The organism is Candidatus Protochlamydia sp. R18, assembly GCF_000648255.1.
GTDB lineage: Bacteria > Chlamydiota > Chlamydiia > Chlamydiales > Parachlamydiaceae > Protochlamydia > Protochlamydia amoebophila.
Genome location: NZ_BASL01000792.1, coordinates 1 through 24500, shown reverse-complemented (window position 1 = coordinate 24500; position 24500 = coordinate 1). Strand labels below are relative to the sequence as shown.

Genomic DNA, 24500 nt, shown 5'->3' with positions numbered 1-24500 from the left:
TGGGGATTTTTATCGGCTTTTAGGGTATGCAAAAGAGGAGCATCTAGCTGAATCGAGGCAAGTGCCACACACCTCTTAAGTTGCAATTCTTCTAATTTGGCAAACTGCAAATAGGTTGGTGTGAGAGGAAAGCGTGATTTTTCAAACGCGCGCAGCTGAGCGCATCGGTTTAAATAAAGCGTTTTGAGATTAGGAGAGCACTTTTCGATTTCCAGAATGGCCTCTTCTTTAATAAATGGACAACCGCTTACATTTAAATAGGTAAGTTCAACATGCAAAAAAGGTTTTAAGGTGGTGTGATCTAAAACAGCGCAGTTCATCAAAGTCACTTTTTTGGGTCGAAGACCTTTATTTTTCATTAAAAAGATTAAAGCATGTAACACGAGGCGTTGCCGCTCTCGATCGGATCTTTCCCCTTTGATCATGTGCCTAAAATCTGCTTCAATCCACTCTCCTTCTTGGTTTTCGCCAAACAAAACATGGGAAGCGCATCGGTTTAAGGTAAACGCAAAAAGCTCGCTTTGGGCTTTTTCGGGGGAGTATTCTTCGCGCTGTTGAATTTCTTCAAACGTTGGGAGCTTGCCAAAGCTAGCTGCATCGGCTTGGGCGGAAGTGAGAGAAATGTCTACCTGACGATCGATCGCTTGTTGTAATCTTTGTTTGGGATCTAAACTGCTAGTAACGGCTTGCTGATATTTAGAGTACACCCAACGGTCTAAGGTTTGCTTGTGACTCCCCCGTAAATTAACGAGATAGGGTAAAAGATCGATAGGAGCAAGTCTTTTTTTATCTTTTAAAGCTTGACGTAAGCAGTCTTGTAGATGGTAAAATTGCACGAGTACATTCATCACCGTGCCGCTGCGTAAAAGAAGCGTTCCTTTAAAGCGATCTTCTGGGTTTTCTTCATATAACTGTTCTTCCTCTTTAGAATTAAAAAGTTGAAGTTCGCGATAAGCCGCATCTTTTTGAATTAAGTCTTCAAGCCAACTACTGAGAATGAGGTTAGGCTCTAAACGGAGAAAAGCCTGCAACACTTCAGAGTCTAAATAGTACTTAGCATCTAAACAAAAAAGAGCCGAAGAAAAATGAACCTTATGCCCGAAGAAATAATGGATGACCGGTTCGACAAAAGAAATATCGTTATCGACGCAGAAAATGCGGTGCGTCTTTTCTTCGACAACATAGTTGGAGAAGCGCCCATCGCCTGGGCGAGTCAATAAAGCACACAGGCAAGCCCAGGTCAATTGCTTGACGTCTAGCTGTTTGGCATTTTCTAACGTCTGCCCTTGTATTGTTTTGGAAATTAAAACGGGATAGACTCGTTTTTTTCCTTTGATGTCGACCTCAAAACGTGCTAGCTGCGTTGGAGAGCTCAACTGACCCGCAATGCGTGCCGTCAGCGCATGGATGGCATATTCCAGCAAAGGATGGGTCGGCTTTTGTTTAAAATGCAGCTGATATCCGTTATGGGTTGCACTCGCAACGGGATGAGCGCTTTTATATTGCCGTTTGAGATTGCCCGTTTCTTCTAAAATTTGTTCACACACGTCCTGGTTGAGATACCGAGCATCGGGCACTGCCGGGCAGCGGATTTTGACTTGGAAGGGATCGTCTGGATCTGGATGGTCGGTTGTCATGGCAAGAATTGCTTGTTGAAACTGCTCTTCTTCTAAGCGTCGGCTTTGTCTAACTCCGCTTGGGTTGGGAATAGAAGCCAGATGAGCGCTTAACGCAGCCAAATTTTCCTCCTCGGGATAGCTATCTAAGACTTTAAGATAGGTCTCTCTTAGAGGTTCCGTGAAAGTCATCTGGGAGAGTCTTTGGTAGTAAGCTTCATGCCAATGCCAAGCTTGATCCGGATCAAGCGCATCAGCTTGTTGTCTGGAAACGAGATGATGTACGAAATGAGCGGTCCAGGGCTTGAGATTTTCTATGTTATCGGGGCGCAGCTCCTCTTCGTAATAAGCCCCTCGAAGGAGATCAATTTTTTGAAAATGAGAGTCTAGCTTAGAAATGCAAGGTTTTAATTGATGAGAATCTAGGTTAGAGAGGCAAAACTTCAAGTTACGGTAAAGAGGGCGCAGGACAAGCCAGTAAATCTTGGCCAGGATTTCTTTTTCATCACAAAATTCTTCTAGGTTAACCTCTTCTTTTTGTTCCCCACAGGTAAAATGGAGGCCCACTCTTTTTAGGTAAATGGCCGCCACCGCCTCTTGCAATAAGAAACCACTTTCGGCTGTGAAAATTTCCTTTTTCACGAGCGCGTCAATGAGATCGAGTGTATTGGCTTCTTCTATGCCGAAATAAAGGGACAAATCATTTAAAAGGTGATGGAGCAGCTCCGAGTAGTGCTTTTTTAGATCGATAATCTTCTCTTTAAAGGGATGGCACCAAATCTGTTCATAGGTCTGCAGGCGATCTGTTAACAGCTGTAGCGCCTGACACTTGCGCCTGATTTCTTTTGTTTGTAGAGAATTTTCATCGAGATAGGTACGCATTTGCGCTTGGTAGAGGTCAAAGAGCGACGAGTTCGTTTGATGAAAGGAGATAGTTTTACGCAGCGTATTATTATGCGAATTAGAAGGATACTCCTCTATTTTTTGCATCTGAGCCAATCCATCGGGCGTGTGGATAAGATCAGGGACAACCGCTGGATTGCCGCCAGAATCGACATGAAAGCCGGAGCGGTGTTTAGTCCCGATACAAGTAAAGACGGGCAAGCCTTGTGCGGGATCTTCTCCCAAGGCTATTATTTGTAGTTCTAATAGGCGAGCTAATTTTACAAAGTACGGGCGATGCTCAATTGCTTCCATGAGAATGCACCATTCCAAGTCTGAGTAAGGACAGATTTCTTCTTTGGCTAGAGATCCCATTGCTCGCAAATCGTACGAACACGGAGGATCTCCTAAAATGGCAATGGCATCTTCGACTAAAGCTTGCAGAAAATTGATCAAGTTCGCAGAAACTTTTTTTTGAAAAGCACGCACCTCTTCAATGATAAAATTTTGCAAGTCGATTGTCTGATAGAGCTCGTAAAAGCTTGCGCGATAAGTATCTAAATTTTTTCGGTAGGTAGTTGTGATAAAACAAGTCGTGGGAAAAGTTTTACTGTTTAAATAACGGTCCATCGTTGGTTTTAGATGATGCAGCCCACTTGCCTCTATCGGTTTTTGTCCTCCTCGCTTGCTAAATAGAGCCGCTATAAGTTTGCGTACTTGTTTATAGAATAATTTAATCAAAGCATGCTGTTCACCCTTGCAGCAGATTGCTTTAAAACGCGTTTCAAGATTTGTGATGAGTTGCACGACTTCCTGACTCTTATCTTCGGCTCTTGCTTTTTTCAAACGCTGCTTAAAAACGCTAAGGGACGTTGAAGCGACTTTAAAGTAGCGAGAAGCTTGGCGTTGGGATTCTGAAGAAGCCATCGAGATGCTCTGAGCCTTTACTGCGTAATGAAGAGCATTGATGGGATCTTTAACTTGTTTCTTATTTAGCTGTTCTTGTTTTCCTTGCTTGTAATGCCATTTGGCGAGTTCGGTAGCTAACTGCTTTTGTTCTTCTGCAAAACAGGAGTCTGATGCTAAATTGAGCAGTAAACGTACACCCTCTTCTATCTCTTTAGGAGACTCTACGACGGGAATAAGCAACAAGAGGCAGTCAAAAATCTTTTTGAGTATCTCTTTTTCCGCATAGGGCGTCAAAAAGGCCATAAAAAAATTAAACTGCTCGACAGCTCGAGAGTATTTTTCCTTCTTAATAGTAGCCAAAATTGCATCGAGGCTTTTTAAATCTTCTAATTTTGATGGCTGCTCACTAAAAGGTTGGGCCGAGATAGGATGGGTGCTTTGCATGACTTGGCTATCCTTTGATTTAACAAAAATTCACGTCGAAAAGATACTATCAAAAAGAAACACCTCAATCAATTTAAAATTTGAAAAATTTATTATAGAAATTTAACTGACTGAGGAAAGAAAGTTAGGTTGCTAGAGTTTGGTTCAAGTATTGAAGCTTTAAATCTAGCTCACTAAGGGATCAATTCAAAATTCTTTCAAGCTAAAAGATAAAAATTTTACTTTAGTCGATGCAAAGCTCCACCATTTTCACTTAACTTCATTAGCAGCTATGCTTTTTCGAAAGTGAGAGTTAATTCGCTCTCATCGACTAAAAAGATATGTTATTGTTCCTTTGCCTTTAAATCCATCGCCAAACTTTCGTTCTCCGCCTTTGTCAATTAAAAAAACATTAACAGCCAAGCATTGCCAATTTAACTTAATCTGCCAGCTCTGCTGTATCTAGTGGGGCTTGCAGCAATCGATCTACCGCTTTATCTTTCTGTCATCTACCTAAATTAACGCCAGTTTAACGTAAGCTATCTTCGGGCTATATTCTGAGCGATCTTTATTGAAAAAAGGCCTCTTTTCTGGTAGAAGATTTTGTTTTGCAGAACAAAAACCAAGGAAAGAGACCAAAATGAATGAGATAGAGATGATCAAACTGTTTTGTCTTGTGGATGATTTTTCTAATAGATTTCACCAAATGTGTTTTCAACAACCAATCGAGTAGACGAAGAGAAAAATCCGCAAAAGAACTTTTAGAAGACCTTTAAGTGAAGTGCTAACGATTTTGCTTCTCTTTCATCGTTCCAATGATAGAACATTTAAATACTTCTACTTAAACCATGTAAAAACAACTTTAAAATATCTATTCTTTCATCTTATTGGGTACTCAAGATTTTTTTCAACTCACCTTTGAAGCATTTTTTCCGATTTTTTGCTTGATCCAAGAACATCAAGGAATCTGTGAAGGGATTTTATTGATAGACTCTACAGTCTTAACGGTTTGCCTGCGTCAAACGTGCCTCTTCCCATCGTGTCTTTAAAGAGCCAAGCTAAGTGGGGAAAAACAACCATCGGTTGGTTCTTTGGGTTTAAGCTCCATCTTGTGATTAATCATCATGCAGAAATTGTAGCATTTAAGTTGACAACTGGCAATATTGATGATCGTAAATCCGTTCCAGAAATGATAGAAGGGATGAAGGGAAAAGCATTCGCAGATAGAGGAACTATTTCAGAAAAACTGACTCATACTTTAATGCAAAAGGGAATTCATCTTTTCACAAAAGTAAAGAAGAAGATGAAAAATCAATGGATCACGTAGTGGATAAACTCATGCTAAAAAAGAGGGCTATGATTGAAAGTATGAATAATCTGTTGAAAAGTAGCTGTCAGATAGAACATCATCGTCACCGAAATCGATAGAACTTTCTTAGCAATCTGATGGCAGGACTTGCCAATTATTGCTTGAATCCATCCAAGCCTCGGCTATTCTTTTCAAAGACAGAAATCGAAGCTGCTAAGCTCTTAGAATATTTTTGAGGGTTTCTTACGTTAAACTGGCGTTTGTTAGCTGAATAAGGGGAAGTGAAATTTTTGTGGTTGCTAAAACGACTGCGAGTATTTCCATTTAACGATCTGATCAAGTGAATATTGCAAGCATTTAAACTTTCATCCAAAAGCCTGCAAATGATTTAAAGACTTTTTAAGCAACCCTGGCAATTTGAAGTTTCTTTGTTTTTTCAACTAATTGTTTCGCGAGTTCTTCAGTGGCTTTGCGATCTTGTTCTTTTTTTAAATTTCCTTGCTCATCAAAAGCGTTAGCAGCGTCGGAAATGGCTTTTTGGCTCGGCATGACCCAAGTTTGAATATTTTCTAAAATAGATCTTAAATGAACAAGTCCTCTTAATCCCCCTAAATTTCCTGGAGAGGCACTGATAATTAAAGCAACTTTATCGATAAAACAACTTAAATAGACTTCTTCAGGAGTAGCCTGACGCGTGGTCCAATCAATCATATTTTTTAATACGCCAGAGATAGAACTATTATATTCTGGAGAGGCAATGATAAATCCATCGTGCTCCCACAGTAGCTTTTTAAGTTTTAAAGCATTTTCAGGAAGCCCTTCATTCGCTTCGATATCCCCGTCATAAATGGGGAGTGGATAATCATTTAAATCAATATAAGTAACTTTTGCTCCAGCTTGTTCAGCTCCTTTCATCGCGTTTTTAACAAGTTTTTTATTATAAGAGTCTTTTCTTAAGCTACCTGCAAAAGCTAATATTTTTGGTTGGTTATCCATCGCAATTTCTCCTATTTTTTAATCTTCAAAAACCTCTTTTAACAGCTTTTTTCCAAACATGCAACAGGGGATTTTTTAAAGGGAAGCAAACGGATTAGAAATAAAATTACTTTGGGATCTGGTTTGCCTTTTTAGCTTTGAAGACTCTTTAGCAATTTGTATTGGCTCTTTAGTAGAGCGATTTTGACCTACTCTCGCCGTTAAAGAAATGCGCTTACGTTCAACATCAATTGTTAAAACTTCTACTTTTAGCTTATCTCCAGCTTTCACCACATCATTGGGATGGCTGACATAGTGATCGGAAAGCTCTGATAAATGAATTAACCCATCTTGATGCACACCTATATCGATAAAAGCCCCAAAAGCTGTTACGTTAGTCACTATTCCTTCTAAATGGAGCCCTGGTTTAAGATCTTGAATAGATAAAATATCCTCGCGAAAGCTGGGAGGTTCAAAAGTTGCTCGCGGATCTCGGCCTGGCTTTTTTAATTCTTGCAGGATATCTTTCAAGGTCAATTCTCCTACAGAGGCACTCATATACTTTTTTAAATCAATTTGAGCGACAAACTCGGGATGATCAATTAAATCTCTCAAGGAGAGGTTTAAATCTTTAGCAATTTGTTCTACTAATTCATAACGCTCCGGATGAACTGCTGAAGAATCTAAAGGATATTCTCCATTTCTGATGCGCAAAAATCCCGCTGCTTGTTCAAAGGTTTTAGCTCCAAATCCAGGAACTTCCTTAAGCTGCTGACGGCTTTTAAAAGCGCCATGGGATTCTCGATATTTAACCATTTTTTGAGCAAGCGACTGACCGATTCCAGAAACATAAGATAGTAAAGGGGCGCTCGCTGTATTTAAATCGACTCCTACATGATTTACACAACTTTCCACTACATGAACAAGTTGATCTTGTAAAAGAGATTGATGAACATCGTGTTGATATTGTCCAACTCCAATTGATTTTGGATCAATTTTGACAAGTTCAGCAAGAGGGTCTTGTAATCGGCGAGCGATTGAAATGGCCCCTCTTATTGTCAAGTCTAAATCGGGAAATTCTTCTCTTGCGACATCAGAGGCACTGTAAACACTTGCTCCCGATTCATTAACAGTGACAACCAGGGTGCCCGTTAAAGCATCTTTTTTGATCAGTTGTTTGACAAAACTTTCTGTTTCTCGACCAGCCGTTCCATTACCAATCGCAATCGCGTAAGGTTTGTAGAAGTGAATAAAAGTCGCTAAGTCTTTTTCTGCTTGTTGATGCGCACTTGCTCCTTGAGAAGGATAAATGGTGATCGTATTTAAATATTTACCTGTCTCATCGACAGCCACACATTTACAGCCTGTTCGAATGCCGGGATCGATTCCAATAACAGACTTTCCACCTAGAGGAGAAGCTAATAAAAGATGACGTAAGTTATTGGCAAAAATATCTACAGCCGCTCGATCCGAGGCTAATTTCAAATCTAAACGAACATCTGTTTCTACAGAAGGATAAAGAAGCCTTTTAAAAGAATCTTCAACAGCTTGTGATAAATGAGAACTAAAGGGAGAAGCTGGTTTAAGATTTACTAATTTTGCGATTTGTGAAATGACAGAAAATTCCTCTATTTCAATTGAAAAATCGAGGATATCTTCTTTTTCGCCGCGTCGAATAGCTAAATAGCGATGAGAAGGAATGGTTTTAACTTTTTCTTTAAAATCATAATATTGCTCAAACTTTGTCGGTCCTTTGACACTAGAACGCACTTTTGAAACAACAACACCTTCTGTTGCAAATATTTCTCGAACATACGAACGAACAGCGGCCTCTTCAGCAATCATTTCAGCTACAATATCAAGAGCTCCGGAAATCGCTTGGTTGACATCCAAAACTCCTTTTTCTTCATTAATAAATGAACTGGCTGCTTCTTGCGGATTCCCTTGAAGAGGTTGGCTTAAAATTAAAAGAGCTAAAGGCTCTAGTCCTTTCTCTCGAGCAATCATCGCTCTCGTGCGTCGTTTAGGTTTATAGGGTAAGTAAAGATCTTCTAAAATTGTTTTGACATTACAAGCTAAAATTTGTTCTCGTAGGGCATCTGTCAGTTTTCCTTGCGATTCAATTGAAGTAAGAATTGTTTGCCGTCTTTCTTCTAATTCTTTTAAATAATCGTGTCGTTCTTGAATGTTTTTAATTTGAACTTCATCTAGGTTGCTGGTCGCTTCTTTTCGATAACGGGCGATAAAAGGAATCGTATTTCCCGCTTCCAATAAATCAACTACAGCTTTGACAGAATGGACAGAAAGGGAAAGTTCTTGAGCGATTTGAATCATAAATACTTGGCGCGTTTGTTCTAACATAAACCTCTCTTCATAAAATCATAAGGAGGTCAAAGTTTAACAGTACTTATTGTTAACTGCAATCTAGAAAAAAAGGCCTCAAATATTACTTAGCTAAAACAATGGGTAGCTGCTGCCAATTAGAAGGATTGTGCTTTGAGCTGCAGTCTTTTCGAGGCTTCCAGCTTACGTCTGTTCCCATTGCTCCAAAGAATAATTTTTTTTTACCAAAACGAGCATTTAATGCATCCATGGTATTCATTAATTGTGTTCGCTTGGGATCTGCAGGATTTAAAAACAAATCAGAATTCGAAGATGATTCAGGTAAAAGATCTAATAAAATGACCCCACATTTCTTATATCTTTCTTCACGACGGAAAATTTTATTTAACCCTCGTTTCGCGGCCTTAATCATTTCTCCTGTGTCTTTAGTTGGAGCTGGAAATATTTCAGTAATACTATCATAACAACGCATCTTCTTTCCGGGCTGAATTTGATATTCTAAAAATATATACAACGCTTTTGCTAGGCTTCCCTGTGCTCTTAACTTTTCAGCCACTGTGTAAACATAGGTAGATAAAGCCTCGGACAAAGGGGTTATCTCTGAAAGAACATGTCCGAAAGACCTAGAATAAAGCAAACTTTTTTTAGAGACTTTTTCATCTGATTCTAAGCAGCTAACTCCTCTTAATTCCCATAGTATTCGCTCTCCAATCACACCCAGTCGTTTGCGAATAATGGAAGGATCCATTTGTGCATATTCCCAGGCCGTGTGAATATTCATTCCATTTAACTTTTCTTTTAAATTTCGTCCAATCCCCCAAACATCCCCAATCAAATAATTTTGTAAGACCTTTTGACGAACCGATGAATTTAAATCAAACACATAGGAATTTTGAATTTTTTTGGCGAGATCATTGGCCATTTTTGCAAGTGTCTTTGTGGTAGCAAGGCCTAAAGAAATAGGCATTCCCACCCATTTTTTAACCTTTTTTTGTAATTCGTGACAAAGAGAAACTAAATCAGAAGGGGCAATACTAGAAGAATATTTTAAAAAAGCTTCATCAATTGAATAAATGTCTAGGTCGGGGGCATGTTCGAACAAGAGGTTCATGATACGCTCTGAAATATCTCCGTAGAGCGCGTAATTTGAAGAAAACACTTGAATATTTCTAGATTCACAAAGCGCTTTAATTTGAAAGTAAGGTTCTCCCATTTTAACACCCAAAAGCTTGGCTTCTTGAGAACGGGAAATTACGCATCCATCATTATTGGATAAAACAATAACTGGTCTCTTTTCAAGGCTAGGATTGAATAATCTTTCACAGGATACATAAAAATTATTGCAATCTACTAAAATGAATTGATCCCTTGATAATGATTCCACGCAATCAGGATTAGACAGCGTGAATGACATGAGTCACAACTCCCCAAATATGCAGATTCATCTCTTCGGAAATTTCGATAGAAGGATATTGATCATTTTCAGCTACCAATTGCACTTTTTTAAATGCTATTTTTAATCTTTTTACCGTTAATTCTCCATCAACAGACGCAATAACCACTTTGCCATCCACTGCAGGCAAACTTCGGTCGACAACTAAAATATCTTGATGATGAATCCCTGCATTAATCATCGAAGAACCAGACACCTTAAGGAAAAAAGTTGCGGAAGGGTGCTTAATTAACAAGGCATTCAAATCAATGCGATCTGCCATCTCATTTTCAGCTGGAGATGGAAAACCTGCCGAAATCGTCTGCTGGTAAAAAGGTAAATGATAAAATTGTTTTTCAGCAGAAGAAATATTTTCTAAAAAAATCAACGTCATTGGGCTTAACCTTCAAATCACTATTAGGATTCTAGTGATTAGGAAATAAATGTTTTATTTTTAATTCTGATAGGAAAATCTAATTAAAACAAGCCCTAATGATTTTTTTAATGATAACCCCACTTGTCATCAAGACAAGTGGGGTGGCAGACTTAGCTTTTAGTTGACTTGATAGGTCAACACTTTCCATTGACCATCGGTGCCTCTTCTAAGAGTCAGTAACTCTCCTGAATTAGGAGCCTTGTCAAATGAAGTGTTGTATTCAATAACCATATAAGACCCTTTAGGAAGACCATGAGGATCAATTGCTGGCTTTTCATCTTTCAGCGTACGAGATTGAACTTCTCCTAAACGCTTTCTTGCTAAATCTAGCGTGGTTTCCCACTCTTTTTGAGTAATTGTTTGTTGAAAAAGAGTATCTCCTTTTTCCCAACTTTGGGCATATTGCCCTTTATCCAGAGTCTCGACATAATCTTTAGCGACTTGAGCTGCTTCAATCATCCAAGCTGCCCAAGCCTTTTGATCGACTTGTGCTGATTGAGCTTGATTATTAGATACGTGAACTGGATTTACTATTTGTGTAGGTGTTTTACTATTTGGCACAGGTGTGGATACTGCCGATGGTGATGTCGAAGTGACAGAAGGTTGAGCATAAGCAGACCCTTGAACTAAAATCACTCCTAATCCAATTTTTCCTACTAATTTTATCAAACTGTCCTTATTCATCTTATCTCCCTTAAATTTTTTTAAAGAATAGCATCAAGCCTCAAAAGATAGGTGCTAATCCTGAATATTTTTAAGATTAGCACTTAAAAAATTATTTTCCGTTACCCTTATTTCCATTGCCTGTATTCTTTGTTTCACAATGGCTATCACAATGACTATCGCAGCAAAGAATATTTTTAAGTTTTTCTTCAAAGCCAGCTTTTACTTTCTTTTTTGCCATTTTGGCTTCCCATTTTTCTTGATTAGCTTCGCAAATGGCTTGTGCTAATTTTTCAATGCATGAATCGTTTGCACGGATATGTTCTTTTATACGTTCTTTTAAAACTTCCATCCATGCTGCGTCTGCCAAAGCTAAGAATTTTTGAGCATGATCTTGTTCTCCACAGCAAGAACTTTGGCAACCACATGAACAAGAACAGCTATTTCCACAATAAGAGTGGCTTCCACAGGAGCTGCTTTCACAGCATCCATGCGAGCTATGGTCAGAATGATAATGATGATGATGAGTTCCACAAGATTGATCTTGACAAGACATGGTTTTCTCCCTTTTAAGACTATCAAACCTTTGAAAAGACTCTTCCTCAGGCTAGATAGGTATTTGATATTAACACTAGTTTTCTCCAAAAAAGAGTCTAGTTTCACGGTATCTTAAGCAATTGCAGGAACTTAAAAAACTTATTTTAACGTAAAAAATTTGTCGGATTCGAAAATGAGCGTTAACCTATGCTTAAATTTTTATTTTACGAATCAAACAAAGAGTTAAATCTCGAAAAAAACTCAAATTGAAGGTTATAATCTATCCATATCATGATGAAAACTACAAGTCAATGCATTCAAATTATTTTTTTAATAAAAAAAGTCCCTTCTCGAAGAAAAAAATTTGAGTCTACTGGAGTACAAATTTATTTTTCAGATTGAGTATTAATCATCCAAGTAGAAAATTGATCCAAAAAGCGATAAAAACTACTCATATATTCCATTGGAAAACAGTATTTTTGCTCTGCATCTTGAAGAATATGCTTAAAAGAATGCAACCAAACTTGTCTGGCTTCTTCATCAATGGCAAAGGGTAAATGTCGTTGCCGCATGCGAGGAGAGCCAAATTGTTGTTGATATAAGGGAGGCCCTCCACAAATAAAAACAAAAAAAGCGGCCGATTTTTTAGAAGCAGCTTTCATATCTGCAGGAAAAAGATGGCGAATAGAAGATTTTTCTAATTCTAAATAAAAATCTTCTAACATTTTATAGATATTGTCCTCCCCCATTAACGAATAAATGCGTGAATCCGGGGTAATCCCTTGAGGAGGGCCACTGGGTGGAACATAAAATTCTTCTATTGACATAAAAATTCCTTAAAAAGATTCCTTTTTAACAAATTCATTTTTCTATTGTCCAGCTATTTTATCTATTGTCATTTATTCTTTAGACCCGAAATGAGTTTATACCTTGAATATTTCTTTGGTTTGGTTTTAAAATAATTTTTCAACACGAAAAAAATTTCCGCATAAGGAGTTTGCTATGCAAGGATTACCTAAATTTATCTGGATTTACGCCATTATTGTATTGATTGGAGGAATTGTCGGCCATGCCGTGGCTAACAGCCTAGCCTCTTTAATTGCTTCTAGTATTACCGCAGCTATTTTATTAGGATGTGGTTATTTGGTCCATAAAGGACAAAGTTGGGGCTACTATGGAACTCTTTTAATAGCCGGACTTCTTTTGGCCTTCTTTGGATATCGATTTTCTCTGTCTTACAAATTCATGCCAGCTGGGCTCATGCTTGTTTTAACCACAGCCTTACTTGCCTACTTGCTGACAAATTTAAAAGCATTTTGCTGTCGAGAAAATTCTTTATAACCAAGAAGATAAATCAATTCTGAATGGCAGCTTCCAGTGTCGTCATTCAGCATCGACTTAAGTCACAAAAGTATATTTCCATTTTTCGGTTTTGAAACGCCATAAGTAAATGAGGCTAGAGACAACTCCATACAGAGCAATTAACATCCAAGCTATATTTGCCGGCGCCCCCCACTTAAATACGAAGAAGTAAATGGGTAACAAAGCCACAATCCAAGGACCTGTACCTCCCACTTTCATAATAAAACGCGTATCCCCTGCAGCCGTTAATAGCCCGACTAACAACCAATTAATTCCATCAAATAGAAAAAATAACCAAACCCAAAAACATGCTGCATGTAAAGTAGAAAGTACGGCAGGACTTAGAGCTTCTTTTTGTACTAAAAATAAATGGATTAAGGGATCTGGATACCAAACTAAAATGACGCCTAAAAGTAAAAAAACGAATAAGTAAAGCTTTAAACCTGATTTTAGTAATTTCCACACAAGTTCATGCTGCTCTGCTCCAAAAAAATTTGCAGCAATCGCTGTTGCTCCTTTAGAAACGCCTTCCGTCATAAAAGTAAAAAGAAAGAAAATACTTTGCGCGACTGTCACAACTGTGATGTAATCTGTTCCTAGTTTTGTCATCAAATGAAAAATCAAAACCCAAGCCATCAATTCGAGTGTGTGAGCAAAAGCATTGGGGATGCCAATACTAAGGCTTTTCCGAAAAAGACGTTTATTAATTCGCCATTTGTTAGTCCCTTTTTCTTTTCGATTACTTGCTTTGAAAAAATCCCACCCGAAAATTACAACTTGAACTGTCAGAGCTATTCCAGTTGCGATAGCAGCTCCTTTAATACCTAAAGCAGGAATCCAAGGCTCCCACCCGAAAATTAACAAATAATCTAAGCCGATATTCACCAGATTCGAAACAGCCATTACGCAAGTCACACACTTTACCTGTCCTTGTCCAATGTAAAAAGCAGAAATCGCTCCTGAAAGAGCTGCCAGAGGACCAAAACACAACAAATATTTGAAATACTCTATTTCTAGCAAAGCAGAAGGATGACCATCAAAAAAATAAGGGCCAGCCCATAAAGCAAGAGGAATAAACCAAAAAAAAGAGGCTAAAGAAAGCCAAATCATTTGCCAAACAGGTTGACCTAACTTTTCAAATTTTTTTGATCCATTATAACGCCCTACAAAAATTTCAGCGACACTAACAGTTGAAATACACCAAAACTGCAAAAACTGAACTAGAATTCCTGCATTAGCAGAAGCATTTAGAGCCTCAAGAGAATAGTTAGCTAAAAATAAGCGGTCTAGAAAAAGCATTAAACTGACAGACATCAGAGAAAGCATTAAAGGAAAAGAAATTTGCCACAACTCCCCCATCGAACCTTGAGGATAAGCTGTTAATTTATTCAAATTCAAAGAAGACAAAGGAGAAGACATCATATAATCACCTATCATCAATAGTCCAAAAGTAATCTCTTTTGGCCTTACGTTTTTTTCGACTGATCAGTGATTTAATTTACATTTTTTCACACAATTTTTTTGCTGATCTGATAAAAAATAATTTTTAAATCATCATAAGATCAGCAAATAAATTCGAAAAAAAACTTTCAAAGTTTAAATCACAAACCAAATTATTTTTGCGCAATTTTTAGAAAGGGGTTTTATATATTATAGGTCTATCGTTTCTCATGCGAAATTTGCATAGTATTGTAGAGTACTTGTCACCCACTCTAAAGAAAAATCAATAGTAGATTTCGAATATTTTTATTGAGGGTTATTCAAATTATTTTTGAATATAGAAGAAGTTGCACGAATTGTCAACCTCCTTTGAAATGAATAGCTTGATATACACTAAACTAAATTTAAAGTTCTTTAAAAACTTAACTATGCTTAAAGATAAATTCGCAATGGGAAAAATTAAAAACAAGCCTAGAAAAATATTTTCATTGACTTAATGGAGTGAATACTTACCCATGATTCATAAAATTTTGGTTAACTTGTAGGTACAAGTAATAGCTTATGTCCATTTAAATAATGGTTAAATAGCAGGACAAAGAATAGAAGCACTGTGTTTATTTAATCATTTTGCCAAGTTTAAAACTTTGAAGTGCGTTTTTCAGAATGCTTTTGAGGTTTTTCATATCAAATACAGCCCTTTGAATCCGCTCTAATATTAAACACTTAGGTTCGCAATCAAACTCTTTTAAAAAAATAAAAGAATGGATAGTCGTCATCCAAAGCATTTAATCAATAGCTAGCCAAATAGGTGATTTCAATTCTGTTCGTAAGTTTTATCATTTACTTCTGTTTCCAGTAATCTATAAATTTTTGCTTCCAAAGCACTATTAAAAGACTTTTATAAACTGGTGAATTAAACTTTTAAGAAAATTGTTCTTTTTCGTTTAATTTTCAAAACAATTGATAGTAAACAAGAAATGGTAGTGCTAAATAGGTAAGGCTGTTCTAATAAACTGATCTAATTGGATAGAGTAATTGTTCTAATACAAGCAGAGAAGAGCAATGAAATCTACAAACTGCGGATCAAATTTGGTAAAGAAGAAGGGTGATGCAAGACAGGAAAAGCAAAATTTTTGCTGTAAATAGCCTTGCTGTAAAACTGCTACTTATATCGGCATAATCCCCACCTGTTAGGAGGAGGCTTAGGCTATTTTCAAGCTAATGGCCGTACTCAATGGCGAAATTCAAAATTTTTTTTCCCATTCTACCGAGTATTATTTAAAAGTAAAGGGCTGGCATGGCAAGCAATGGCTGGAATGAAATACCCTCTTTTCCAAAATACTGAGCTCGGTATTGAATACCGTTTATTACAGCAGGAAAAACATCCAGTAGTACAAAGAGTTAGTTTGTCTTTAACACGCTATTTCTAATTTCTAATTGCGTTCATCAAATTTATGGTGAACGTAACTTTTCTTATTCATAACAACAATGAACAGTTCATTTAATATTTTAATAAATAAAAAATAAACTTAGATTTTAAATCTAATTAAATTTTTAACTAAAACCACAAAAATATGATGTTGTCATTTTTTTATTTTATATATTCTATCCGATAATATATATCAATCAAATTGAAAAATGCTAAGTTATGACTTTTAAAAACGAGAAAACGTTTTTACTTAATAAAGTATTTTCATTTTCGAGTTAAGTTGAAACATTTATCCCACAGTTATTTTCCCAAATATAATTAGTATAAGGAAAGTTATATGAATTCTACTCCTGAAGTTTCCCAAAACAGACAACAAGTGCCATGGGACATCCTATCCTCAAATATGGAAATACTCGTCGAAGAGATGTCACAAGCAGCAAAAATACGTGTTGCCTTGCCTAAGATAGATGGCAAAAGTTCTTTTTTTCACGCCATTCAAGAAAGGCATTGCAATTTAGAAGGTTCTTACAACGGTGATTTCTGGAAGCCTGCTATTAATTACTTAAACAATTTTGAAGCCCGGGAGTTTACATGGATAAATAATCCTTCTAGCTTTGTTAAGCACTTAAATAAAATAGGAAGGCACGATGAAAATGCGCGAAATAGGAAGAGAATATATGAAAATGCTCATAATATTGCTCAAATAATACTACAACACAGTAGTAGCTTCGAGTGGAAGAAAACCTGTGCTCTACAACAAATGGTATGCGACATGTGGAATACCTTTGTCAAATCATCTGAATTTTGTACGACTAGTCATTGTTTACCGCCCATTGCTAAGTGGGGAGACGATAAGATGGGTCCTTGGGCACTTTCACAACATTGCGTTAAAAAAGAGGATCGCATTTCTGCTGTAGGAGGGATTAATCATTCTGTGCCTATCGTTTCTTTTCCTTTACATTACTCTTTAAAGGGAATACTAAGTTGGCCTGTATTAGCCCATGAAATTGCCCACACTATATTGGAAACAAATCCAGATGCTAAAGAAATTTTATCAAATGCCATTAATGAAAGCCTTAAATTTGCTTTAGAGGCTCACTCACCAGAAATAAGAGATCGTTGGGCTGACTACTGAAGCAGCAGGCTTAGCGAGATCGGCGCTGATGTAATGGCTGTTCTTTATATGGGTCCAGCTGCTGCAGTTAGTTTAATCGCTTTTTTGAGAGCTCATCGAAAAGGCCAATTATCTAACAAAATAGAATCTGAGGACACTCATCCCGCTGATGTTTTAAGAGGATTGTTAGTTGCTCATGCAGTCTCTTTCCTAAATATCTCTGATTCAGTAAAACTAAATTGGGCCAACTACTTATTTCAGGAGGTAAAAAAGGATTATTACTCATCAGGTTGGGAGTTTGCAAATACGTGTGCTAGACAAGTTGCTTACACAGTCATGCACACCCCCATAATTAATGGCCAATCATTAGAAGAGATTAAATGTTGGGATAGTGAAGATGAAAATCTTGTCAATTACTATTTAGACGTTAGAAACGTGCAAGATGAGCTTATTCATTACAAAGCTCCTCATATTATCGCCAGTGCTAATTTACGTCTCCTCGAGAAAATGAAGCTACAGGATTCAAATGATCGTCAAATTAACGATATTTTTAACCAAATGATTAATAATTTATACGAAGAAGGACAATTACAAAAAAGAAATCGAAATTGTTTAGATTGTCCTCTTAGTCAAAGAAATGTCCTTCAAGTTTGTCCAGCACCGCAAACGAGAGTTGAAGAACCTAAGGAAAAAATTAAAATGGATCCTGTAAAAGTAGCCGCAATAGGTTTGGGGGGGTAGCGCTTGTGGGTGTATTAGGTATATTAGGATATTCACTTTGGAAAGAGTTAAAAGAAGCACAAGAAAAAGCGAAAAGAGAAGAGCTCAATTCCTTTGAAGAGTTCGAGTTAGCTCATTATACACAGAAAAACAAGTTGTATTCAACCTCGCATGTAGCTAAGTTCAAAAGGAAATAACCAATTTATTAGACCTGCTCCAAAATTAAAGATTGTAGGGGCAGGTCCTTCCTGCTAATTTTCTTATTTAAAGTGAGTCCAGATCATTAATCAAATTAGGTATGACATATTAAGAAGTTCATTATTCAATTGATATTATTAATTGTTTTTTTCAATATAGGTTTTGATATTCTAAGTTGAAACATTAAAAAATGATTTAAAAAAGCTCTGCAAGGGTTTTATTTATAAAAAAAGGAGAACTTATGTTTAGTGATATGGCATCCAAACAAAGAAACTAATTAGATCTTTTTTTAGAAACAAAACCAAATTACCCTAAACAACAAGTTCTCATGCAATTGATGGATGAAGTCAATACAAAAATCGGCAAAGAAACTCTCAAGCGATGTTCAGAGGGATTAAAAAGTATAGAGAATGAAAGAAAAATAGTATAAGACTTATACTTTTGCTTGGTTTGATTCTCTCTCAATCAACGCCGAGTCAAATACTATGGTGAAAAACAAACAAACTCTTTTATTAAACTTTAAATTTTTTTCCTTTTTGGATAAGTTCTTTTATACTTGGGATAGCAATTGGGATCACAAGCCAGCGAATTCCTCTGCTACGTATATACACTGACCAAGTCCTTGATCCGATAGAGCAATCTGTTTTAGTTATACAAGATAATCAGCAAAATAATCTTCTTCCAAGCTACCCTAATTCCTCTTTTGTTATTCATCGGCCAAGCTATTCTTTATACTATGATGCACGCCATCGTAATCCAGCATGGGTTTATGAACACCTAACTGCCGGACGTCTGCAAGGCAATGTTGAGAGATTTCTAGCCTTCAAAGAAGATGAAAAAATTCCTCTACATTTAAGAACCACTTTAGCAGATTATAAAGGGAGTGGATTTGATCGCGGACACATGGCTCCAGTAACAAATCACCGTTCAACTTTTGAAATAATGGAAGATACTTTTTTTTGACCAATATGTGCCCCCAGAGTCCTTCATTCAATAGAGGTTATGGGTCTAAATTGGAGAGATATGTACGAAATTTGACAAAGACCTATCAAAATGTCTATGTGGTCACAGGGCCTTTGTATCTTTCTCATGAGGGATGCGACGAGAAACGTTATATTATCTATCCAGTTATTGGTCCTCAAGAAGTAGCCATCCCAACGCATTTTTAAAGTATTGAAACTGAAAAATGGGCAAGGAAATTATGAAATCAAAGCCTTACTTTACCCGATCAACCTATTTCATCAAATAGGACTTTAAGCAAATTTGAAAGCAATCTTGAAAAATTAGGAAAACGTGCAGGGCTAATTATTCATTAATAATCTTCCTTTAAGGCTCCTCGAAAGCTTTTCAGTTTTTATCTAGTATAAGATATGTCAATTAAGCCAATAGGGCATTTTTAGTACGCATTGTAACTTAAATTTTAATTATATCTTCAACTCTAAAGTATAAAATTATAAAGGCCATTTTGGCATCTATCTAGCCTCTTTTAAATCTCATTAAAGACTAAAATTAAGCTTACAGACCAATTTTATTAGCGGCAATTTTCTTCCGCATATTTCTTAATCAAATAGGCCCTCTATTCGCATCAAAAATCTTATAACCCGTTTGTTTCATGTTCCTATCACCTCTTAATCCTTATTTGTTTTTTAATAACTCTTCATTGATAAAACGAGATTTTCTCTTTAAATGCGCTTACCTATTTTATCTTATGACTATTGCCATGATTTTTATCTATCCATCATATTGTTAAAACATCTATAAATGAAAATTTATTTCACTCATTGGGACGGTCATTTTGAATATTTCTAATTTTGGGTTTAATTCTAGTCATCTTATCCATACAACGGATCCTTCTTACTCTCCCCCTCAAAATATTAATGACCCTCTTGTGGATAAGAATAATGCCTTAGACAATTCTTTGGCTAATACAGAGGAAAGTGGTGCGTCAACGATTCCAGCTCCCTCTCTTTCACCTTTATCTGAAGAAGTTCAACTAAGCTTTCACGAGGGAACTTCTCTGACTATTTCTTATTTTCAGTTAGCTTTGTTAAGAGAAAAATCCCCCTATTTTAAAAATTTGTGGTCGGGGCAATTTCAAGAAACCCTGCAACATCCTCTCGATTTAACACAAAAAGGCTTTACGCTTTTGCTCAATTGCCTGATGGACGCTAGCTTTAAAGTTGCCTTAGAAGAGATTACTTCTACCATTCAACTCGCCGATTATTATGGGCTAACAGAAGTGGTGAAAAATTTAGAAGAGCAGTTAGTTGATGAATACAAATCACAAAGTTTTGAGCCCTTTAGCTCTACTGAAGAAAGTTTAGTCGGATTAAAAGAACTTTTAAGTTTCGCGCGTCGATGTCAATTAAATAGTTTGAAGAATTATTTAGAATTCACCGTTGTGAGCGCCTTATTAAACCAGACCTCTCAATTGGCGGAGTTTGAAAGAATCATAAATCATTTTTCAGATGAAATAAAAACTCTTGATTTTTCAAATCAGGCTTATTTAACAGATGCTCATCTTTTAGCATTAAAAGATTGTAAAAATTTAAAAGTACTCCATTTTAAGAAATGCCAGGGCCTCACTGATGCTGGATTAGCCCATTTGACACCTTTAACAGCTTTGCAAAATCTAGATTTAAGCCAATGCTGGAAACTCACGGATGATGGATTAGCCCATTTGAAATCCCTGACGTCTTTGCAGCATCTAAATCTAAGCTGGTGCAGGAATCTCACGGATGATGGATTAGCCCATTTAACACCCTTAACGGCTTTGCAGCATCTAAATCTAATCCTATGCTATCGTCTCACTGATGAGGGATTAACGCGTTTCAAAACTGTAGCAACTTCACTCAATCTAGAAACCTAGCGCCGAAAATAAAAGAGTGCTTTGTCCTAAGAAAATCAAGGATAAAATTCCATTAAAGTTTATCGATTCCCATCGAGACGCTTTTTTTAAGCGAAATATCAGCTGTAAGATGTATTATAGGATGGAAATTAAGCTTTATAAATCAATTTTAGTCACGTCATCTTCCGTCCACATATTTCCTAACCAAATATGCCCTCTAACCGTATCAGAGATCTTATAACCCGTTTGTTTCCTGATTCTATCATCTCATGGACTTAAGGCATTTTCAGAACAAAACCAAGGAGTTTATATTTGAACTATACTGATTCTTACTTATTTTTAATCACTCTTCATTGATAAAATAAAACTTTCTCTTAAAATTTGACTGCCTATTTTAACTTATTAAGGAGTTTACACATCTACTTAATTGGGCCATGGATGCTAATTTTAAAGTTTCCTTGGAAGAAATCAGTTCTGCCATTCAACTCGCCGATTATTATGAACTAACAGAAGTGGTAAAAAGAAGGTCAGCTGATTGATGGATACAAATCACAGAGATTTGAACCCTTTAACTTCAATGAAGAGAGTTTAGTCGAGTTAAAAGAACTTTTAAATTTCGCGCATCGCCAACAATTAAATATTTTGAAGAATTATTTAGAGTTCAACGTGATGAAGGATTAGCCCATTTGACCCCCTTAAAGACTTTACAATATCTAAATCTAAGCAGGTGCGGTAGACTCACCGATGCAGGTTTAGCCCGTTTTAAAACTGCAGCAGCTTCACTCAATCTAACAATTATTAATTAGAAAAACTTTCAATAAAAAGAGAAACTTAGCGACGAAAATAAAAGAGGACTTTGTCTTAAGAAAATAAAGGATAAAATTTCATTAAAATTGATCAACTCTCATCGAGACGCTCCTTTAAGAGGTATACCTGCTATAAGATGTATTATAGGATGGAAATTAAACTTATAAACCAATTTTAATGGCGGCATTTTCCGTCCACATGTTTCCCAATCGAATATACCTTCTAATGGTATCAGAACTTTTATGGCCTGTTTGCTTCATGATCAGATGCTCGGGAACACCAAAGATGGCAGCAGTTGTAGCAAATCCAGCCCGTAAGCTATGTCCTGAGAATGAATATTTCTGATTTTCTAAATGTTTGTTCCGCTTAATAATCAATGCGACGGATTTGGAAGTTAGGGCTTTATCCATGATTTGACCATGCCGATTGATCGGTCGAAATAATGGCCCTTCGCTAATTTTAGAACAATTAAGCCAATCTTTTAAGGTTCTGACAGGGCAAGTGAGAATGTTTGATCCCATAACTCTCCCCTTCCTTAATAACTTTCCCAATGTGTTCTAAAAACATAGCGTAGCTCTTAGGATCAAAGATCTCGTTCTTCTTAGCGTTCATTCGGAACCTCTATGGTATTAAGTTAACTTTTTTGCTGGCATTATCTGATCGAGCGGATTTATCGTAAGCATAAACCATCTCCGAGGAAGCATGTCCAGTCACACGCATAATATCGCTGTCTTGGAACCCCTGCTGTTTAAGATAAGTGACAGCAGATGCCCTCAAGACGTGTGGAATGATTTTAAACGGAATACCGGCCTCTTTCCCAGCTTTGGCAAATTTCACAGCGACTTGATTGATCATCACAGGCTTTCCAAATCTCGTAATGAAAACATGTCCTTTTCTCTCGCCAATATGCTCTCGAAGCCTTTCCATAATGTTATCTGAATAAGTAATCACAGTCTCTTTGTAAATTCCCTTCATTTTTGACTGAGGAAAAGTGATTTCGCAGTGCTCCCAATCAATTTGATGGGTTGGCAAGGACAAAACTTCGTTTACCCGTTTGCCTCCCTGTGCAAAATCACCTTTCCGATCAAGCAATCCCTGGGATTAATTTTCTCCAATTCTTTGAAGAATGCGATCCATTACGCTTGAAACATTGCCAATGTTTTCACCTTCTCGTTTATTCTAAAAAATGTTTTCGAACTCTCTTCCTTATTTGGGAGAGCCTTTTTTACAACACCTTGCAAACGTCGATTTAAAAACCCTGTAAAGGAGATATAGCAAGCGGCCCGTGCCTGTCAGCTTGACTCAGCCCATTCTTGTATGAGTTTAATTCTATCAATAATGGCCTCATGGTTAGTCAGAGCAAAGGCTTGCAGACTGATGAGAGAGTTGAGCAAACCAAATTCAACCAGCTTTCGAATGCCTGAACGATAATTAATCTGCGTTTTCAAGCTTAAAGTTGGAAGCCAGTAGGAAATTGCTTCTTCTACCGTGATTTCATTCAGTTTTTTCCAAACCAAATTTGTTTGAAATGCTTTTGCCTGTTCATAGGTTTCCAAAGTAGATGAGAGAGGCGGCTCAATAATTGTTGACATTAAGCTCATAAATTATTTCCCTCCCAACAGCCCTTCAAAAAGCTCTCTGTGTTCTTTCGAACATCTCAAATTTTGAAATGGAAAATTAGAAGGCAGCTTCACTGTGGCAAGCTCGCTTTTTTCATGAGTTGTTTACTTGATTTCAATTGGCTGTTCATATGCTTTCTGACTTTTTGGCTTTCGTTTGGTCATTGTCACCTCGACTTGTTTATAAGTAGCCTTATAAACAATAGAATCTAACCTATAATTTTTTTTCGTAGTAATATAATGTTTTGCCAATTGACGAGCTATTACGTTAAAACTTCTTAGCTACTTAGCACAAAATACAATTTTCTATACATATAGCTAAAAATCTATTAACCTCTTAACGCCTGATCCTTTATATCTCTTTTTGTCATACCATTAAAAGGGTTTAAAGTAAAATGAGTGAAGAAGCTGAAAAGTTAATACAAGAAAACGCTAAAGTAATTGACAGTCATGATGAACAAATGGCTAAGCGCCGCAACAAGAAAAAAATAAAGGCTACCATTTACCTAACGGAAGAAGCCGAACAAGCATTCACCGAGCTATATATTCACCGTTTACGCAAAGATAGAAAGATTGACCGCTCAATCATTACCTGCGATGCTATCATGGATTTATACGAGAAAGAATGCTGCAAACCAAACTAAAAAAATGATTCGTTAAAAAATACTAATTGGGCTGATCAATTTATTTTATCAAGCTAAAGAAGGTTATTTCTCAGCCTATTTAGAATGGGTTAGACGTGAGTAAGAGAAGGAAAGCTGACATGATTTTAGTTTTTGTAAAAAAGTTGATTGGGTAGAAAAAATAATAGTAGTGCTAGGTAAGATCATGGATCAAAACAAATAGTTTTGTGATCAAGATCATCGCTTTTTTTACCCTTATTTCTATAGGCTGTTGCTTGCAAAGCATATAAAGGCAACTAACCTTCGAGTTGGAAACAAGCTACTATAGTATAATTACAAAAGCCTCTTAAAAATACGCCTAAAATTAAGACGATGTTCTCTAGCCTAAAGATGCTCCCCTCTCACAAAGGATTTAAATCAGCATTTTACTAATTCACAGTATAAAAATGTCGATGAAAATGCAATCAAAAAAGGATTCAGTCTTTACCATTTTTGCTTATCTAAATAAAGTGAATATATTACATTGCGTACGTGTTTTATTAACAGACCATAACTTAGGGCAGCTAAAAAAATAAAATGGATCGCATTCAAATCTATCCTAAAACCTCATTAGGTCTGGTGTTTTCTATTTTTGGCTCTAGATTTCTTGTTTTATTAAAAGTTTTTTCTATTTAATAATTTTTAAATTAAGTGAAGCTGCTAAAGTTTTAAAACGTGCTAATCCATCATCCGTGAGATGATAGCATAGGCTTAGAACTAGATATTGCAAACCCGTTAAGGGTTTCAAATGGATTAATCCCTCATCCGTGAGATTA

General features: G+C 36.6%; 17 protein-coding genes and 4 pseudogenes. 9 read left to right on the top strand and 12 right to left on the bottom strand.

The features are described from left to right. Positions 1-3851: hypothetical protein (locus TY19_RS11160; RefSeq protein ID WP_042280668.1), on the bottom strand; the 3851-nt coding region annotated here is incomplete at its 3' end. Between the two features lie 1003 nt (positions 3852-4854). Here TY19_RS11160 and TY19_RS14290 point away from each other — a divergent pair. Next, a pseudogene (locus TY19_RS14290) lies at positions 4855-5258 on the top strand (IS982 family transposase). Between the two features lie 280 nt (positions 5259-5538). On the opposite strand, the gene TY19_RS11150 reads toward TY19_RS14290, so the two are convergent. From TY19_RS11150 to TY19_RS11120, 7 genes are all read right to left on the bottom strand, one after another. Then, positions 5539-6135, bottom strand: coding sequence for an NADPH-dependent FMN reductase (locus TY19_RS11150; RefSeq protein ID WP_042282622.1), 597 nt, complete (start codon positions 6133-6135; stop codon positions 5539-5541). A gap of 75 nt (positions 6136-6210) precedes the next feature. Further along, positions 6211-8475: a Tex family protein gene (locus TY19_RS11145; protein ID WP_042282620.1), complete on the bottom strand. Its 2265-nt coding sequence runs from the start codon at positions 8473-8475 to the stop codon at positions 6211-6213. A gap of 85 nt (positions 8476-8560) precedes the next feature. Continuing rightward, positions 8561-9871, bottom strand: coding sequence for a Y-family DNA polymerase (locus TY19_RS11140; RefSeq protein WP_042282619.1), 1311 nt, complete (start codon positions 9869-9871; stop codon positions 8561-8563). Then, the gene (locus tag TY19_RS11135; RefSeq protein ID WP_042282617.1) at positions 9852-10283 is read right to left on the bottom strand and encodes a LexA family protein; all 432 of its coding nucleotides are present in this window, start codon (positions 10281-10283) and stop codon (positions 9852-9854) included. Before TY19_RS11135 ends, TY19_RS11140 begins: the two co-directional genes overlap by 20 nt. A gap of 159 nt (positions 10284-10442) precedes the next feature. Continuing rightward, a complete protein-coding gene (locus TY19_RS11130; RefSeq protein WP_042282615.1) occupies positions 10443-11009 on the bottom strand; it encodes a DUF4019 domain-containing protein in 567 nt (188 codons plus the stop codon). 91 nt (positions 11010-11100) lie between these two features. Further along, positions 11101-11544 (bottom strand): hypothetical protein, encoded by a 444-nt coding sequence (locus TY19_RS11125; RefSeq protein ID WP_042282613.1) that lies wholly within the window; start codon positions 11542-11544, stop codon positions 11101-11103. 367 nt (positions 11545-11911) lie between these two features. Continuing rightward, positions 11912-12352 (bottom strand): globin domain-containing protein, encoded by a 441-nt coding sequence (locus TY19_RS11120; protein WP_042282611.1) that lies wholly within the window; start codon positions 12350-12352, stop codon positions 11912-11914. Positions 12353-12527: 175 nt separating this feature from the next. On the opposite strand from TY19_RS11120, the gene TY19_RS11115 reads away from it, so the two are divergent. After that, a complete protein-coding gene (locus tag TY19_RS11115) occupies positions 12528-12866 on the top strand; it encodes a TMEM14 family protein (protein WP_042282609.1) in 339 nt (112 codons plus the stop codon). A 57-nt stretch (positions 12867-12923) separates the two neighbouring features. Here TY19_RS11115 and TY19_RS11110 read toward each other — a convergent pair whose 3' ends face one another. Next, positions 12924-14309, bottom strand: coding sequence for an MATE family efflux transporter (locus TY19_RS11110; RefSeq protein WP_158383192.1), 1386 nt, complete (start codon positions 14307-14309; stop codon positions 12924-12926). 1325 nt (positions 14310-15634) lie between these two features. Between TY19_RS11110 and TY19_RS21030 the strand changes: the two genes are divergently transcribed. From TY19_RS21030 to TY19_RS13165, 6 genes and pseudogenes are all read left to right on the top strand, one after another. Beyond that, on the top strand, positions 15635-15757 hold the full coding sequence (locus tag TY19_RS21030; protein WP_255346670.1) for a hypothetical protein: 123 nt from the start codon (positions 15635-15637) through the stop codon (positions 15755-15757). Between the two features lie 336 nt (positions 15758-16093). Then, positions 16094-16891 carry a hypothetical protein gene (locus tag TY19_RS14280; protein WP_042282605.1) on the top strand — a complete coding sequence of 266 codons (798 nt, stop codon included), beginning with the start codon at positions 16094-16096 and terminating at the stop codon, positions 16889-16891. A gap of 33 nt (positions 16892-16924) precedes the next feature. Next, complete coding sequence (locus TY19_RS14275; protein ID WP_042282603.1) at positions 16925-17611, top strand: hypothetical protein; 687 nt, start codon at positions 16925-16927, stop codon at positions 17609-17611. A 717-nt stretch (positions 17612-18328) separates the two neighbouring features. Beyond that, positions 18329-18957: pseudogene (locus tag TY19_RS27430) on the top strand (DNA/RNA non-specific endonuclease). A 626-nt stretch (positions 18958-19583) separates the two neighbouring features. Beyond that, positions 19584-20648: pseudogene (locus TY19_RS11095) on the top strand (BTB/POZ domain-containing protein); the annotation flags it as partial. A 392-nt stretch (positions 20649-21040) separates the two neighbouring features. Continuing rightward, positions 21041-21430 (top strand): annotated as a pseudogene (locus tag TY19_RS13165) (hypothetical protein); the annotation flags it as partial. Between the two features lie 174 nt (positions 21431-21604). Here TY19_RS13165 and TY19_RS11090 read toward each other — a convergent pair. The 3 genes from TY19_RS11090 to TY19_RS11995 all read right to left on the bottom strand — a co-directional run bounded on the left by TY19_RS11090 (position 21605) and on the right by TY19_RS11995 (position 23044). After that, on the bottom strand, positions 21605-21964 hold the full coding sequence (locus tag TY19_RS11090; protein WP_052354935.1) for a tyrosine-type recombinase/integrase: 360 nt from the start codon (positions 21962-21964) through the stop codon (positions 21605-21607). A gap of 100 nt (positions 21965-22064) precedes the next feature. After that, the gene (locus TY19_RS12000; protein WP_052354934.1) at positions 22065-22535 is read right to left on the bottom strand and encodes a tyrosine-type recombinase/integrase; all 471 of its coding nucleotides are present in this window, start codon (positions 22533-22535) and stop codon (positions 22065-22067) included. A 200-nt stretch (positions 22536-22735) separates the two neighbouring features. Beyond that, a complete protein-coding gene (locus TY19_RS11995; RefSeq protein WP_052354933.1) occupies positions 22736-23044 on the bottom strand; it encodes a hypothetical protein in 309 nt (102 codons plus the stop codon). Between the two features lie 413 nt (positions 23045-23457). On the opposite strand from TY19_RS11995, the gene TY19_RS11080 reads away from it, so the two are divergent. Beyond that, complete coding sequence (locus TY19_RS11080; protein WP_042282600.1) at positions 23458-23706, top strand: hypothetical protein; 249 nt, start codon at positions 23458-23460, stop codon at positions 23704-23706. Positions 23707-24500: the final 794 nt, after the last annotated feature.

What these genes read in the sequence shown, in the direction of transcription:
- TY19_RS11150 (WP_042282622.1), bottom strand. Translation starts at nt 6,135, where the DNA reads ATGGATAACCAACCAAAAATATTAGCTTTTGCAGGTAGCTTAAGAAAA.
- TY19_RS11145 (WP_042282620.1), bottom strand. Translation starts at nt 8,475, where the DNA reads ATGTTAGAACAAACGCGCCAAGTATTTATGATTCAAATCGCTCAAGAA.
- TY19_RS11140 (WP_042282619.1), bottom strand. Translation starts at nt 9,871, where the DNA reads ATGTCATTCACGCTGTCTAATCCTGATTGCGTGGAATCATTATCAAGG.
- TY19_RS11135 (WP_042282617.1), bottom strand. Translation starts at nt 10,283, where the DNA reads ATGACGTTGATTTTTTTAGAAAATATTTCTTCTGCTGAAAAACAATTT.
- TY19_RS11130 (WP_042282615.1), bottom strand. Translation starts at nt 11,009, where the DNA reads ATGAATAAGGACAGTTTGATAAAATTAGTAGGAAAAATTGGATTAGGA.
- TY19_RS11125 (WP_042282613.1), bottom strand. Translation starts at nt 11,544, where the DNA reads ATGTCTTGTCAAGATCAATCTTGTGGAACTCATCATCATCATTATCAT.
- TY19_RS11120 (WP_042282611.1), bottom strand. Translation starts at nt 12,352, where the DNA reads ATGTCAATAGAAGAATTTTATGTTCCACCCAGTGGCCCTCCTCAAGGG.
- TY19_RS11115 (WP_042282609.1), top strand. Translation starts at nt 12,528, where the DNA reads ATGCAAGGATTACCTAAATTTATCTGGATTTACGCCATTATTGTATTG.
- TY19_RS11110 (WP_158383192.1), bottom strand. Translation starts at nt 14,309, where the DNA reads ATGATGTCTTCTCCTTTGTCTTCTTTGAATTTGAATAAATTAACAGCT.
- TY19_RS21030 (WP_255346670.1), top strand. Translation starts at nt 15,635, where the DNA reads ATGGCTGGAATGAAATACCCTCTTTTCCAAAATACTGAGCTCGGTATT.
- TY19_RS14280 (WP_042282605.1), top strand. Translation starts at nt 16,094, where the DNA reads ATGAATTCTACTCCTGAAGTTTCCCAAAACAGACAACAAGTGCCATGG.
- TY19_RS14275 (WP_042282603.1), top strand. Translation starts at nt 16,925, where the DNA reads ATGGCTGTTCTTTATATGGGTCCAGCTGCTGCAGTTAGTTTAATCGCT.
- TY19_RS11090 (WP_052354935.1), bottom strand. Translation starts at nt 21,964, where the DNA reads ATGGGATCAAACATTCTCACTTGCCCTGTCAGAACCTTAAAAGATTGG.
- TY19_RS11995 (WP_052354933.1), bottom strand. Translation starts at nt 23,044, where the DNA reads ATGAGCTTAATGTCAACAATTATTGAGCCGCCTCTCTCATCTACTTTG.
- TY19_RS11080 (WP_042282600.1), top strand. Translation starts at nt 23,458, where the DNA reads ATGAGTGAAGAAGCTGAAAAGTTAATACAAGAAAACGCTAAAGTAATT.